Here is a 13302-nt window from a genome sequence, read left to right as displayed (position 1 = left end):
TCATTTTACTCGACATTAACCTACCCGGCATGGATGGATGGGAATTTCTATATAGATTCAAAAGACTAAAACCCAAATTAGAAGATACTATAGTGGCGATGCTTACGACTTCCGCAAAGCCGGAAGATCGGGAAAAGGCATTCAAGCATGAAAGTGTAGTCAACTATTTAGAGAAGCCGCTTACTGAAGAAAAATTGCATCAGTTATTACATGAGCATTTTAGATTTCAATACATGACCGTCTTGTCAAAATAGGCATCAGTTATTTGAAAATATTGCTGGATAATGGTTTCAGAGCTTATGCAGGCAGCTATTACGTAATGGATAAGGGTTACATCGACTTTGGCCGGTTATATCGCATCCACAAAGAAGGCGCTTTTTTCGTAACACGTGCGAAAGATAATTTTAAGTTCGTCAAACTATCGTCACAATCGGTAGACGAAAACACCGGAATAAAATGCGATCAAGCCGTTAGACTTAAAAATCAAAAAATATTCTTGTCTTATCCTGAAGCGATCAGGCGATTGAAATACTATGATGCTGAAATTAAAATGGAGTTTGTATTTATGACAAACAATTTTGAAATAAGTGCCCTGGACGTTGCCCGGTTGTATAAATACAGATGGGCAATAGAACTCTTTTTTAAATGGATAAAACAACATCTAAAAGTGAAAGCTTTCTGGGGATATAGTTTCAATACTTAAAACACAAATCTATATTGCCCTGATTACTTACTTAATGGTTGCTATTGTGAAACATCAATTAAAACTTAAACAAACGCAATACGAAATATTGCAAATCCTAAGCATCTCATTGTTATGCAAAACACCGTTACTTGAATTATTTTCAAACACCTATCCGCAATATGTCAAAGAACAAGATTGTAATCAATTGAATCTATTTGATTTATAGCAAGACGCTAATGATCACTGAACTGGAATACGTCATCACCTCTGATGAATAAATACTCGAAGAATTTCTTGGTATAATTTATTCGTTTGTATCTTCCCGTTTCTGATTCTTTTTGAAAGGGCATTCTCCATCGCGACGCTTGGTCTTGAGTGAAGGAAATGTTTTTAATTCCTTCCTTCAAAATAAATTGATCAAGCTTACGATAATATTGGAACTTGTTATGTATATTCCTGACACCACACTTTTCTCGATAACTCAGATAGGCGTTTATGGGATCGACATACACTGATCCTAATTCAAGTTTTTTCATGGTGTACATCATTTAAAGGTTGTAATATGGGCTCGTTATCCCTGAAATAGGGGAGGCTACAGAGACGTAACTTTTCTATATCAACGCTTATTTAAGTCTTTGTTGTTTCTGTACTCTGGTGTCCAGGTACGGTTTTAATAATGGGTATTGATACATTGCGCTTAAGCATATTTGAAGCCAGGCTGTGCCGGAGGGCATGCCCTTTTCCAGTTTTTGATGTTAGCGGATCTCATTGCAAGGGCAACGACTGAATGTATTGTAGGGGATGTCAACTTTTTTCCTTTATGGGTATTCTCATGATTAACTATTATTACATTTTCTCCACCAGTGGGTCTGCAATGTTTAAGGTAATCGACGATGGCATTTCCTATAGAGGCCAACAAAGGAAATTCCAATGGGAATCCCAGTCTTATGTTGAACAATCGATATTTTATTCTTGTTCCAATCAATCTAATCAAGACTGAACGAAGTGATATCTGAGGCACGTCACCCATACTCTGCTGCAAGAAGTAGAATCAGATAATCTCTCTTTCCTTTTGCAGAACTCTTATCAATGGCATTTATCATTTTTCTAATTTCCACTTCAGTATAAGTTGTCGGCAATTTGCTTCCCTGCGCTACTTTAGGTTCCTTTAAAATCAGAGAAGAGTAGTCTCTATCCAAGATGCCATCATCGAACAAATACCTGTATAATGTTCTAAAGGCAGATTTATAGTGACGACGAGAGCTTTTTGTGCAATTTTGCGAGAGGAACTCCTCAATTAGGTCGGCTGTAATGTTGCCTGCTGATTTACTCTTGTCATTGAGGTAACTATCAAAACGGAAAATCTCTCTTTTACGTTCAGAAAGTGTGCTGGTAGATAACTTAAGCGTTGTTGAACAATAATCGAGATACTTGTCTACCACATTGCCAAACAAAGTATGGAACTTATATTCAGTAAGCGGTGTTCCAAATTCGAAATCGCCGTTACGTTGTAAGGTTACCAACATACGCATTACCCGCAATGTTGAGACTGTAAATTAAACTGTGTCAAAGGCAAAAAAATAAAGACCTTTAATACAGTTTTTTTATGGACAAAAAAGAAAAGTTCAACTACGAAGACCTCAAGCGCAAGACCCTTGAGCAACTGCGTTCTGGTAAATCATTATTTGGCAAAGATGGTGCCTTTGCGCCCTTATTGAAAGACATTCTTGAAGCGGCTTTGGAAGGAGAGATAGATAGTTATTTGGATGAGGAGCAGCGAGCCGGCGGCAACCGGAAGAATGGAAAGATCAGTAAAAAGCTAAAGACAGGTGACGGCACCATTGACCTGGAGACACCGCGGGACCGGACAGCCAGTTTCGAGCCACAGATTGTTAAAAAACGGGAGACCATCCTGGCTGAGAGCCTTGAGAACAAGATTATCGGCATGTACGGGCATGGTATGAGTTTCCGGGATATTTCAGCTCATATAAAGGACATGTACGATACGGAGATATCCGCCACTACGCTGTCTTCCATCACCGATAAAGTAATTCCTCTTGTAAAAGAATGGCAGGCCCGGCCACTGGAACCGCTCTATTGCATCGTTTGGTTGGATGCCATGTTTTATAAAGTTAAGGAAGAGGGCAGAGTGGTTAACCGTTGCGTGTATAATATCCTTGGTATAAATGCAGAGGGCCGCAAGGATCTGCTGGGGACATATGTTTCGGAGAGTGAGGGTGCTAACTTCTGGCTGGGTGTGTTAAGTAATCTTCAGCAACGGGGTGTGTCAGATATCCTGATAGCCTGCATCGATGGCCTGAAGGGCTTTGCTGAAGCCATTGCCAGTATTTACCCTGCCACCGAAGTGCAGGCCTGTATCGTCCATCAGATTCGCAATTCTATCAAGTATGTGGCCAGCAAAGATCAAAAGCCCTTTATGGCCGATTTAAAGCCTGTATACCAGGCCGTGAGCAAAGAGGAGGCAGAGCATCAACTCGACCAATTACAGGAAAAATGGGGCAGGAAATATCCTGTGGTGATCGACTCGTGGCGCCGTAACTGGGATAAGCTCAGCACCTATTTTCAGTACTCCGAAGCCATCCGTAAGCTGATCTACACTACCAATACCATTGAGGGGTTCCATCGCCAGGTGCGTAAAGTGACCAAGACGAAGGGCGCTTTTACCTCCGACATGGCATTGCTGAAGCTGATATACCTGGCTACACAAAACATCCAGAAGAAGTGGACCCAGCCTTTGCAAAACTGGAGTCTGACCGTATCGCAACTATCCATTAAATTTGGTGATCGCCTAAAGCTACGACTATAACAAGTCTCGTTGTAAATTGATGTTTTTAGGGGCGCCAGTACATAGCCCAGCTGTATCAAATAAAAACATCAATTCCCAACGAGATGACACTTGTTCTCTGAATTATAAAATGACACAGTTTAATTTACACTCCCACATCCAATAGAGCCCGAGATCAGATACCGCTCTCACAAAACTGTCAAAATTCACCGGCTTTACTATATAACTGTTTGCACCCAACTGATAACTTTCCAGTATATCTTTCTCTTCCTTGGAAGAAGTAAGCAGTACTACCGGAATTATCCTGATGCTGGGATCGGCTTTAATTCTTTTAAGCACTTCAAGGCCATCTACCTTAGGCATTTTAATATCAAGCAAAATGACTTTGGGAATGTCGCTGATATTCCTTTTTTCATATTGTCCCCTGCAAAAAATATAATCAAGGGCTTCCTCTCCATCTTTTAAATGAATGAGGGAATTGGCAATCCTGTTTTTCCTCAGCGCATGTAAGGCAAGTTCTGCATCATCGGGGTTATCTTCAACAAGAATAATGTCAACTTTTCCTGTGTTCATAATATTTCATTATTAATTAATGGTTAATGGTTTATGGCCTGGGTAAAGTAAAATAAAAAGTTGCACCGGCACCCGGTTCTCCTTCTGCCCATATACGTCCTCCATGTTTTGTTACAATGCGTTGAACAATCGCCAGTCCAACTCCGGTCCCTTCAAATTCATCATTACTATGCAAACGCTGAAAAACACCAAATAGTTTGTTGGCATATTCCATACTGAAACCTACACCATTGTCCTGTACATAATAAATGCATTCATTATTTTCATCAAAGGCCCCGATAATGACTTGCGGAGATACTGACTTCGAAGAATATTTAATAGCATTAGAAATCAGATTAGTCAAAACCTGGCGAAGTAAAGAAGGGTCAGCATAGGCGGCAGGAAGCTGGTTGACTGTTATGGTGGAAAGATGCCTGGCGTTGCTTTCAGTATCAGCAAGTATTTCTTTGATCATTTCTTCCAAGTTCACCAGCGATTTTTGTACTTCCCTTTTCCCCAGTTTTGAAAATGCCAACAGATCGTCAATGAGTGTTCCCATCCTTTGAGCATTATGTTGTATCTTATTCAATAAGCGCCTGGCCTCATCATTCATTAAATTAGTAAATCCTTCTTCCAGGATCTGAGAAAAGCCGCTTAAAGCTCTTAGTGGAGCCCTAAGATCATGTGATACCGAATAAGAAAAAGATTCAAGTTCTTTATTTACCTGATTCAATTGCGTTACAGCGTTTTCCAAAAGCTCGTTTTTTTGTTTTATTTCAGCTTCTGCTACTTTCCGGTAAGTAATATCGCTGATGAACCCAATGAAATAATATTTTCCTTTTACAATGGTGGGTGATATACTTATTCCTGCAGTAAATTCAGTATTGTCTTTTCTGTGGGCAGGCAATTCTACAGGTTTGTTTAAAACCGGCCCCTCGCCTGTTTTCAGGAAATGCTTCAATCCGGTTTCATGTGCTGCCCGAAACCTTTCCGGGATAATAGTTTCATGAAGGAAGCTCCCAATAATTTCATCGGATGTCCATCCAAAAATGCTTTCTGCTTTTGGATTCCAGTTCACGATCTTTCCATCCTCATCAATTACAATCACAGCATCAGGCGCATTCCTGAATATTGTTTGTACCTGTTCTTCCCGTTCCTTTAACTGCAAAAGATTTTTTTGAAGATCTGCATTCAGTTGTTTTATTTTCTCGTCAGCCTGCTTCTGTTCAGTAATATCTATTTCTGTTATAGCAATGGACTTCAGGTTGTTGTTCGCATCCACCATTACCGAAGCTGAAAACAATACATCAATAATTTTCCCACGCTTTGTGATACGTTTTGTCTGTAGCGATTGAATTTCCGCACCCCCGAAAACATCATTCACCACTTCCTGTGTTTCTGCCAGCAAGTATTCAGGAACAATGTTCCAGATCTTCATGTTCAGTGCTTCCCCTTCTGAAAATCCATATATTCTTTCAGCCCCCTTATTCCAGGAAATGATTCTGCCATCAGGATTGTGAAGATAGATCGCTTCATTGGATTGCTTAACTACAGTTGCCAGGTAATTTTTTATTTCTTCCACCTCTTTTATATCTGTAATATCTCTTGCATTGGCAAACCACCAGCGGTTTTTATTTACAATATTCCAGTTAAGCCATTTTATTTCCCTGGCTTTATTGTAAACCCTGGTTTCAAAAGAAAATTTTTCATGATTCTCTTTGCATAATTTTTTGACTTTTACCCGGTCCTCTTCAGGAAGATAATACTCCAGGGAAGTGCCTTTCATCTCATTGGTAGAATAGCCAAGAACGTCTGTTGCCGCGTTATTTATTTCCTCAAATCTCAAACCGTCAGCATTTATTATACAGATCAGGTCAGCGGAATTATTAATGAGCAATGCATATTTTTCAAGATATATATTCTTTTCTATCAGTTCTTTTTTTTGCAGGTACAATTGCAGCAACACATCAACCCTGGCTTTGGTAATTTCAGGGTCAAGCGGTTTATACAAATAATCAATGCCCCCTTCTTCATAACCTTTCATTACAAACTGACGTTCCGTTTTTTCGGCTGATACAAAAATTATTGGCACGTCCCTGGTGCGCTTATTTGTCTTTATCATCTGCGCCACTTCAAAACCATCCATACCGGGCATCTGCACGTCAAGAATGATCAGGTCAACATCTTTATTCAAAACTACCTTTAATGCCTCTTTGCCATTGGCTGCTCTGATAAATCCGCGGCCAGGCATTGACAATAATTGTTCAAGGACAAGGATATTGCCTGCCCTATCATCAACGATCAGAATGTTAACTTTTCTGTTAAGAAGCATGTTGTATACAAATAATAGCTGTTCTTCCTGAAAAGGATGATCTTTTCAAGCCAGGATGCGCTACTACGTAAGGGAGTGCCTTAACCGAAAAAGAAGAAATTTCACAGAACGGAATAACTAAAGAAGCAATAAGGCCGGAAGTATTTTTTGAAGGCGATTAACAAATTCTGTTACCGTAAGTGATATCTACGGTATTACTCCCAAGGTACAATATTTTTCACAATCCAAATTAATAGTAAAAAAGGTATTTTTCACGTATTTGTGATTGATCCAATATTTTATACTAAATTTAATAACGGCAACTCCTCCCCCTATCGCTCCCTATAAAACGAACAATAAGGACTCATCAGGTAGCTATCTTTTTTAATTATTCACATATATGATCTTTAAAACCGTATTTGTGAAGTGAACCCTCTTTTGTTATGCGTTTTATACAGAACCTCTCTATCCGGAGCAAACTGCTCCTTATTTCGCTGATGCCGCTGGCAGCGCTGTTTTATTTCCTGCTTCAGAATATACGAAATGAAATCGCTGCCAGAAACCGGATCAAACAGGTATATAATAATGTATTGGCCGGGGAAGCCATTTCAAATGTAATACACCAGTTACAGCAGGAAAGAGGTTATTCTATCAGCTACCTGCTGGGTAAGGGTAAAGAAGAAAAGAGCGAATTGTTTACCCAGCGTGAAAAAACAGATAACGCCATTTTCAATTTAACACAATTAATAAATAGCGATAAAAATGATGCAGGCTGGCTAAGCACACCGGACAGCCTTTCTGCATTGCGAACCGAAGTTAATTCCCTACAGACAAATCCTGAAACTATAAGAAACGTTTTTGCCGGCATTATTTTTCAAAAAATTAAGGTGCTGGATAAAACTTTTCGTTCATCACGCGAGGCTGACATCAAGGATCTGCTGGCAACCCATATGTTTTTGATATATAGCAAAGAATATTACGGGCAATTGCGAGCAGCCGGAAAAGAAGCCATCCTGTTAAACGGGTTTGGCAGGAACTCTTACGCCGAATTTGCGGCATTAAAAGGAAAGTATGAAATTAACCTGGAAAAATTCCGCAATAGTGCACCGGATGAACTGGCCGATCTGTTCGACTGGAAAATGACTACTCCGGCTATTAAAATGGTACAGAAAATGATAGATACGGCTTACCACCTGCCGGTTTTTACCGGGTTCCCATTTTCTGTTGACGACTGGTGGATCAATGGGATCATGTATCTTAATACATTTAAAGAAATAGTGGACGCTTCCAATCTCCTGATCCGCCGGACTGCAGAAAGCAAACTGGCAGCTATATCCGGTTCAATGACACAAAGCATCATTATTGCTTTGGTTGTTGTGTTGTTTATCGCATTACTTCTTTTTTTTACTATCAGGTCTATCGTTTCGTCTGTGATGCTCATTAAGAACACTGCAGACCGTTTTACGATGGGTGAAATAAATTTATCGGTACCTGTTATCTCAAAGGATGAAATTGGCAGCCTGGCCAATTCCTTCAACCAGTTGATAAAGGTTAGCCAGGAATATGCGGAGGCGGCTGAAATTATCGGAAAAGGAGATTATACCCCGGAGGTACGGGTGCGCAGTGAAGCAGATAAGCTTGGCATATCACTGAATAATATGAAAAGCAACCTGCAGAAATTATCGCACGAAAATGAGATCCGCACCTGGCTGCTTAGTGGCAATAATGAAATAAACGACAAAATGCGGGGTGAATTGGAAATACGCGAATTGGCTAAGGCCGTTATTTGTCAGCTTACAAAGTATTTGAAAGCGCAGGTGGGCAGTATCTATCTTTCAGAGAACGGGCATCTGAACCTGACCGGCAGCTACGCCTTTCATCATAGAAAAGAAAATGTGAATCATATTCTGGCCGGTCAGGGACTCGTAGGTCAGGCAGCACTGGAGAAAACACCAATTATTTTTGAACAGGTGCCCGATGATTATACAAAGATCAATTCAAGCCTCGGAAATACATTGCCTAAAAATATTGTTGTATATCCTTTTTTATACGATGGAGAAGTGAAAGGGGTTATTGAAATTGGCGCCGTGCACAATTTTTCAGAGCTTGACCTGCAATTTCTTGATCTGGTGAATATGAATATCGGAATTGCTTTTAATTCATCGCAATCAAGGACCCGGCTGAAAGAATTGCTGGAAGAAACCCAGCGTCAGGCAGAAGAGTTGGAAATGCAGCAAGAAGAACTAAAGCAAACCAATGAAGAACTGCAGGAGAAAACACAGTTACTCGAAAAATCTGAAGCTGAATTGAAAACCCAGCAGGAAGAATTACAGCAAAGCAATGAAGAGCTGGAAGAAAAGGCCAACCTTCTGCAAGAGCAGAAAGAAAAACTGGAAACCGCCAAAATGGAAGTGGAGACAAAGGCGAGGGAATTGGAAGTAACCAGTAAGTATAAATCGGAATTCCTGGCAAATATGTCGCACGAGTTACGAACCCCACTCAATAGTATTCTCATATTATCTCAAATATTGACAGAAAACAAAAACAAGGTACTGGGAGAAAAAGAAATAGAACTCACCCGGAATATTTACAATTCAGGCACAGATCTGCTGAACCTCATTAATGAAATACTCGATCTTTCAAAAGTGGAAGCCGGAAGAATGGAACTGGAAATTGGCGATGTACCATTTAACAGTATTTCCGAAAACCTGCGTGCGATGTTTTCCGAAGTAGCTAATGCCAGGTCCATTGTCTTTGAAATTATTTGTCCGCAGGAGATAATTAGTACTACAATACGTACCGACAGGCAACGTGTAGAACAAATACTCAGGAACCTTCTTTCCAATGCGTTCAAATTTACTGACAAGGGGGGGCAAGTAATATTACAAATGGAAATTATAACTCCCGCTGATGTATTTAGCGATGGTAAACTGCTGAATTTTGATAAAGTAGCAGCATTTTCGGTGACAGATACCGGTATAGGTATACCGGAAAGTAAACAGCATATTATTTTTCATGCTTTTCAGCAGGCAGATGGTTCAACCAAAAGAAAATATGGTGGTACGGGCTTGGGGCTTTCCATCAGCCGTGAGTTGGCGCATGCATTGGGTGGCGATATCCATTTGCATAGTGAAGACGGGAAAGGCAGTATATTTACCCTTTATATTCCACTGAAATTTGACCCAATACAGGCCCAGCGTCCCGGGAAAGGCATCGAAATAAAGAAAGCCGGAAAAACAGCCGGTAAATCCAGGAATTTGCAAAACGAATTCGCCAATGGAATTGGTTTACCTGAAAACATAAAAGACGACCGGTATACAATTGGTGAAAGCGACCGGTGTGTACTGATCATTGAGGATGATGAAAATTTCGCCACCATACTGCTGAAATTTGTCAATGAAAGAAATTACAAAGGCATTATTGCCCTTCAGGGTAATACGGGGTTAAGCCTGGCGCGACATTATCGGCCGGATGCCATTATCCTCGACATGCAGTTACCTGTAATGGATGGGGCCGAGGTATTAAAGCAGTTAAAACATGACCCTGACCTGAGACATATACCTGTACAGATCATATCCGCGTACGACCGGCGTATTGAAAGTCTTGAATTAGGCGCTTTTGATTTTATCAGGAAACCGGTTGACAAAGCAGCTATGCAAACAGCTTTTGAACGGATAGAGGAATTTGTCCGGAAAAAGTTAAAAAAACTATTGATAGTTGAAGACAACCAGGAACATAATAACGCTATCCGCGAACTGATTGGCAATGGAGATGTAAAATCAGCTTCTGCCTATTCAGGCAACGAAGCATTTGAATTGATGCAGAAGGAAAGGTTCGATTGTGTGATAATAGACCTTGGATTACCGGATATGAGCGGAATTGACCTGATTGAAAAGATAAAGACAAACGAAGATCTGAACAAAGTGCCTATCATTGTATATACGGGAAAAGAACTGAGCAGGGAAAAAGCAACCCGTTTGAATAAACTGGCTAACTCAATAGTACTGAAAACGGCAAACTCAAAAGAACGGTTGCTAGATGAAACCATTCTTTTTTTACACCGGGTAGAATCAAATTTACCTAAAGAAAAGCAGCAGATCATAAGAAAACTTCACCATTCAGACGAAGTGCTGGTAAACAGAAAGGTGCTGCTCGTAGATGACGATATACGCAATATTTTTTCCCTTACCACTGCGTTGGAAGAGGATGGTATGCGGTGCATTACCGCAGAGAATGGAAAAGAAGCTATAAAGGTATTAAAAGAACAGGCAGATGTAGACATCGTTCTAATGGATGTAATGATGCCTGAAATGGATGGATACGAAGCCACTCGTGAAATCAGGAAAATGAGCCAGTTCAGTAAATTACCCATATTGGCTTTAACCGCCAAAGCTATGAAAGGCGATCGCGAGAAATGCCTGGAGGCAGGCATGTCCGACTATATTGCAAAACCTGTAAATATAGAGCAATTACTTTCTTTGATGCGAGTTTGGTTATATCAACAATACTTACAAGACAATAGTTGACTTTATAACAAAAAGATCCTTTATGTAAAGGGGCTTGACCGAACGGATAGGCCCTTTATTTTGAAGCCGGAGTTTATCGTTTGTATGCAAGGGCAATAGCATCCCATAATTTTATACGCTGAAAAAGAGCCTTCTTTACTTCATCAATGGCTTCCTGCCATTTTTCAGGATCAGTACCATTGAGTTTTTCTGTCATCTTATAAGCTAAGTCGGAATGATGCTCCCCATCTACTTCAATGTGACGTTCGAGATAGTATTTTAAAGTTCTGATTTTATCCCCGGATTGTTTGTTTAGTTCACTTACAAAAGATAAAAACATACCGGGAATAAGATCTTCTCTTCCAAAAGTAAAAACTGCTGCATGAACGTGAGGTTTGCTATTATTCAGTACAGCAAACGTATTTTGTATGAAATCAATCGACGCCAAAGGAGCATTTGAAATGCTAAGGCTTTCTGCAATTGATGATTTTCCCTCCAAATGCCTTATAAAGGCATTAATGGAATTCAAGTTACAGCCAGCCTTATCCATAGCCCTTAAATACAATTCAAAATGACTGGTGCGCTTGCCATTTTCATCAATATCGGATTCTTCACCCAAAACAATTTCGTTGATAAGATATCTTGTTTCCGGATCTCCTACCGGAATCCAGGGAAGATCAATACAAGTAAGATTACGTTGCAGTGCTTTGAGTAAGGACATAAAATCCCAAACGGCAAAGACATGGTGTTCCATAAACAACCTCAGGTGTTCAATAGTTTTTGTCTCTGCATAAACAGGGTGTTGTATAAGCCGTTGGCGTATGGGCTCAATTTCACGCCTCATTTTATTTATGTAATCACTCATAACTTCTCGTAAATGTTTGCAAATATATCGGTATAACTAAACAAATAAAAAATGCTTAAATCTCAACGATCGATCTTTAACTCCTCTTCTACTGCCCGGTTGCATAGCCTTTCCGCCCGTATGCATATACACCCACATTTTCACCGACGGTTCTGCTCAACGCCCCAATGAAAGTATCAGACCCCACCAATATGGGTGAATAAGTATAAGCCAGCGCCGGATCGGCATCACCATACTCATCCCATTCGCCAAAAGAACCATGCCGACTCCGGAATCAAATGATAGTCGTGGATTAAAATCTAAGGGCCCCTTCTCCACAAGGAGTAAGAGGCCTTAATCGAATACAATTAACCATTAAACCTTAATATCCTGGCCTAAACATACATATAAATAAATTGCCATGCGATTTCCTGGAGAAAATAATTTATTGCAAACGTCGGATCAAATGATCAAATAATTCCTGCATCGGTGTACGGAAAATCATCTCGCGCTTGCCTGAATACTTACTACTCTTACATCTTTAAAGTTACACAATATCAAAGAGTTATCTATGGTGCAAAAGGGTTTTGCCTTTGTGTAATTCCAAAATATGGCATTTACTCAGAAATTATCATGTAGCTAAAATGATTTTTTTTAATATGAAAAATTGTTAGTTTTACCCTTCTACATGTTTTCAGGACTGTACATTGGCAATACACGGCGCTAATAGGAGTTCATAAAGAAAACGGAATGTGGAACGTGAAGGAATGTTTTTGAAAATCCTTATGGCAAGATTATGTTAGGTATATACCGGCAAGGCACACAATTGGTTTGATAATTCTTTAGCCAACCCAAAGATACCATCTCGACTAATCCTGTCACTCTTCAGGTGTAGGCTTTCCTGAATTAGGGCAAACTCTCCTATTCGAGAGTTATTTACTTATACTTAATTCTACTGTACTATAAAACCTGTTTTATGGAAAGGATATCTTGTGTATATGATTGCAATAATAACCTGATATTTTTTTACCGGTGCGTATTGGATGACAAAACAAACGTAATAAACTTATCAAATGAACAATATGCCAAAGCGGTGAAGACTATTTCCGCCCCGGCGATAATCATTGAATTGAATAATCGTAGAACGAGATATTATTACCGCGCGATTTGTTGGGATAAAACATTAATGATTGGGGTTAGCTTTATTAATGGCATTTGGGAAGTGATTGAATATTTAGAAAACCCATCAGGTGCTTTTGTTCTTGCCGTGTTAAAGAAAAACCTGGTAGAAGGTAGTGCTGTTTTACACTTCCAAACTAAGCTTGAAGACAATGCCCTTGAATATCCATTGAGGTAGTATAGGGTATCAGTTAAAAAATTAAATATATATAAAAGAGAAGGTGTTTTACTGCTGCGGTCGGTTTGCCATTTTGTCATTGGGTTTAAGGGCCTTCTCCTATCTTATCAAGGCCTCATTGCGGCTTACAAGCTCCCAATACCCTTAAATCCTGTATTAGCAGGTTCCGGGTAGAGCGGTTCGTTGCCTCCCCGCTTCCCCACAGACCGTGTGAGCAGCTTTCCTGCACACGGTTCCTCAAT

9 protein-coding genes and 2 pseudogenes are annotated in these 13302 nt (G+C 39.9%); 5 read left to right on the top strand and 6 right to left on the bottom strand.

The window, feature by feature from the left end:
• Both A4R26_RS34370 and A4R26_RS34365 read left to right on the top strand, forming a co-directional pair.
• Positions 1–254: response regulator (locus tag A4R26_RS34370; RefSeq protein WP_133054870.1), on the top strand; the 254-nt coding region annotated here is incomplete at its 5' end.
• Between the two features lie 11 nt (positions 255–265).
• Positions 266–703 (top strand): IS4 family transposase, encoded by a 438-nt coding sequence (locus A4R26_RS34365; RefSeq protein ID WP_081171760.1) that lies wholly within the window; start codon positions 266–268, stop codon positions 701–703.
• Between the two features lie 609 nt (positions 704–1312).
• Here A4R26_RS34365 and A4R26_RS36195 read toward each other — a convergent pair.
• Both A4R26_RS36195 and A4R26_RS34350 read right to left on the bottom strand, forming a co-directional pair.
• Positions 1313–1414, bottom strand: a pseudogene (locus A4R26_RS36195) (hypothetical protein); the annotation flags it as partial.
• A gap of 293 nt (positions 1415–1707) precedes the next feature.
• The gene (locus A4R26_RS34350; RefSeq protein ID WP_081171756.1) at positions 1708–2217 is read right to left on the bottom strand and encodes a tyrosine-type recombinase/integrase; all 510 of its coding nucleotides are present in this window, start codon (positions 2215–2217) and stop codon (positions 1708–1710) included.
• Positions 2218–2291: 74 nt separating this feature from the next.
• Here A4R26_RS34350 and A4R26_RS34345 point away from each other — a divergent pair, with 74 nt between their 5' ends.
• Positions 2292–3512 carry an IS256 family transposase gene (locus A4R26_RS34345; protein WP_081171754.1) on the top strand — a complete coding sequence of 407 codons (1221 nt, stop codon included), beginning with the start codon at positions 2292–2294 and terminating at the stop codon, positions 3510–3512.
• 102 nt (positions 3513–3614) lie between these two features.
• Here the strand turns inward: A4R26_RS34345 and A4R26_RS34340 are convergent, their stop codons facing one another.
• Both A4R26_RS34340 and A4R26_RS34335 read right to left on the bottom strand, forming a co-directional pair.
• Positions 3615–4064 (bottom strand): response regulator, encoded by a 450-nt coding sequence (locus A4R26_RS34340; RefSeq protein ID WP_081171752.1) that lies wholly within the window; start codon positions 4062–4064, stop codon positions 3615–3617.
• A gap of 31 nt (positions 4065–4095) precedes the next feature.
• Positions 4096–6375, bottom strand: coding sequence for a PAS domain S-box protein (locus tag A4R26_RS34335; protein ID WP_081171750.1), 2280 nt, complete (start codon positions 6373–6375; stop codon positions 4096–4098).
• A gap of 422 nt (positions 6376–6797) precedes the next feature.
• On the opposite strand from A4R26_RS34335, the gene A4R26_RS34330 reads away from it, so the two are divergent.
• Positions 6798–10880 carry a response regulator gene (locus tag A4R26_RS34330; RefSeq protein WP_081171748.1) on the top strand — a complete coding sequence of 1361 codons (4083 nt, stop codon included), beginning with the start codon at positions 6798–6800 and terminating at the stop codon, positions 10878–10880.
• 73 nt (positions 10881–10953) lie between these two features.
• Here A4R26_RS34330 and A4R26_RS34325 read toward each other — a convergent pair whose 3' ends face one another.
• Together A4R26_RS34325 and A4R26_RS36190 are read right to left on the bottom strand one after the other, a co-directional pair.
• Entirely contained in the window at positions 10954–11724 is a 771-nt protein-coding gene (locus tag A4R26_RS34325; protein ID WP_081171746.1) for a DUF3050 domain-containing protein, read from the bottom strand.
• Positions 11725–11812: 88 nt separating this feature from the next.
• Positions 11813–11950, bottom strand: a pseudogene (locus tag A4R26_RS36190) (MBG domain-containing protein); the annotation flags it as partial.
• Positions 11951–12679: 729 nt separating this feature from the next.
• On the opposite strand from A4R26_RS36190, the gene A4R26_RS34320 reads away from it, so the two are divergent.
• Complete coding sequence (locus tag A4R26_RS34320; RefSeq protein ID WP_081171744.1) at positions 12680–13060, top strand: hypothetical protein; 381 nt, start codon at positions 12680–12682, stop codon at positions 13058–13060.
• The last annotated feature ends 242 nt before the right edge of the window (positions 13061–13302 follow it).

Source organism: Niastella populi, assembly GCF_002078015.1.
In the GTDB taxonomy this organism is placed as follows: Bacteria; Bacteroidota; Bacteroidia; order Chitinophagales; family Chitinophagaceae; genus Niastella; species Niastella populi.
Note: the sequence above shows the minus strand (reverse complement) of the source record. Positions and strands in the feature narration are given on the sequence as shown.

Coding starts and splice junctions, on each gene's coding strand:
- A4R26_RS34350 (WP_081171756.1), bottom strand. CDS start 2,217: ATGCGTATGTTGGTAACCTTACAACGTAACGGCGATTTCGAATTTGGA.
- A4R26_RS34345 (WP_081171754.1), top strand. CDS start 2,292: ATGGACAAAAAAGAAAAGTTCAACTACGAAGACCTCAAGCGCAAGACC.
- A4R26_RS34340 (WP_081171752.1), bottom strand. CDS start 4,064: ATGAACACAGGAAAAGTTGACATTATTCTTGTTGAAGATAACCCCGAT.
- A4R26_RS34335 (WP_081171750.1), bottom strand. CDS start 6,375: ATGCTTCTTAACAGAAAAGTTAACATTCTGATCGTTGATGATAGGGCA.
- A4R26_RS34330 (WP_081171748.1), top strand. CDS start 6,798: ATGCGTTTTATACAGAACCTCTCTATCCGGAGCAAACTGCTCCTTATT.
- A4R26_RS34325 (WP_081171746.1), bottom strand. CDS start 11,724: ATGAGTGATTACATAAATAAAATGAGGCGTGAAATTGAGCCCATACGC.
- A4R26_RS34320 (WP_081171744.1), top strand. CDS start 12,680: ATGGAAAGGATATCTTGTGTATATGATTGCAATAATAACCTGATATTT.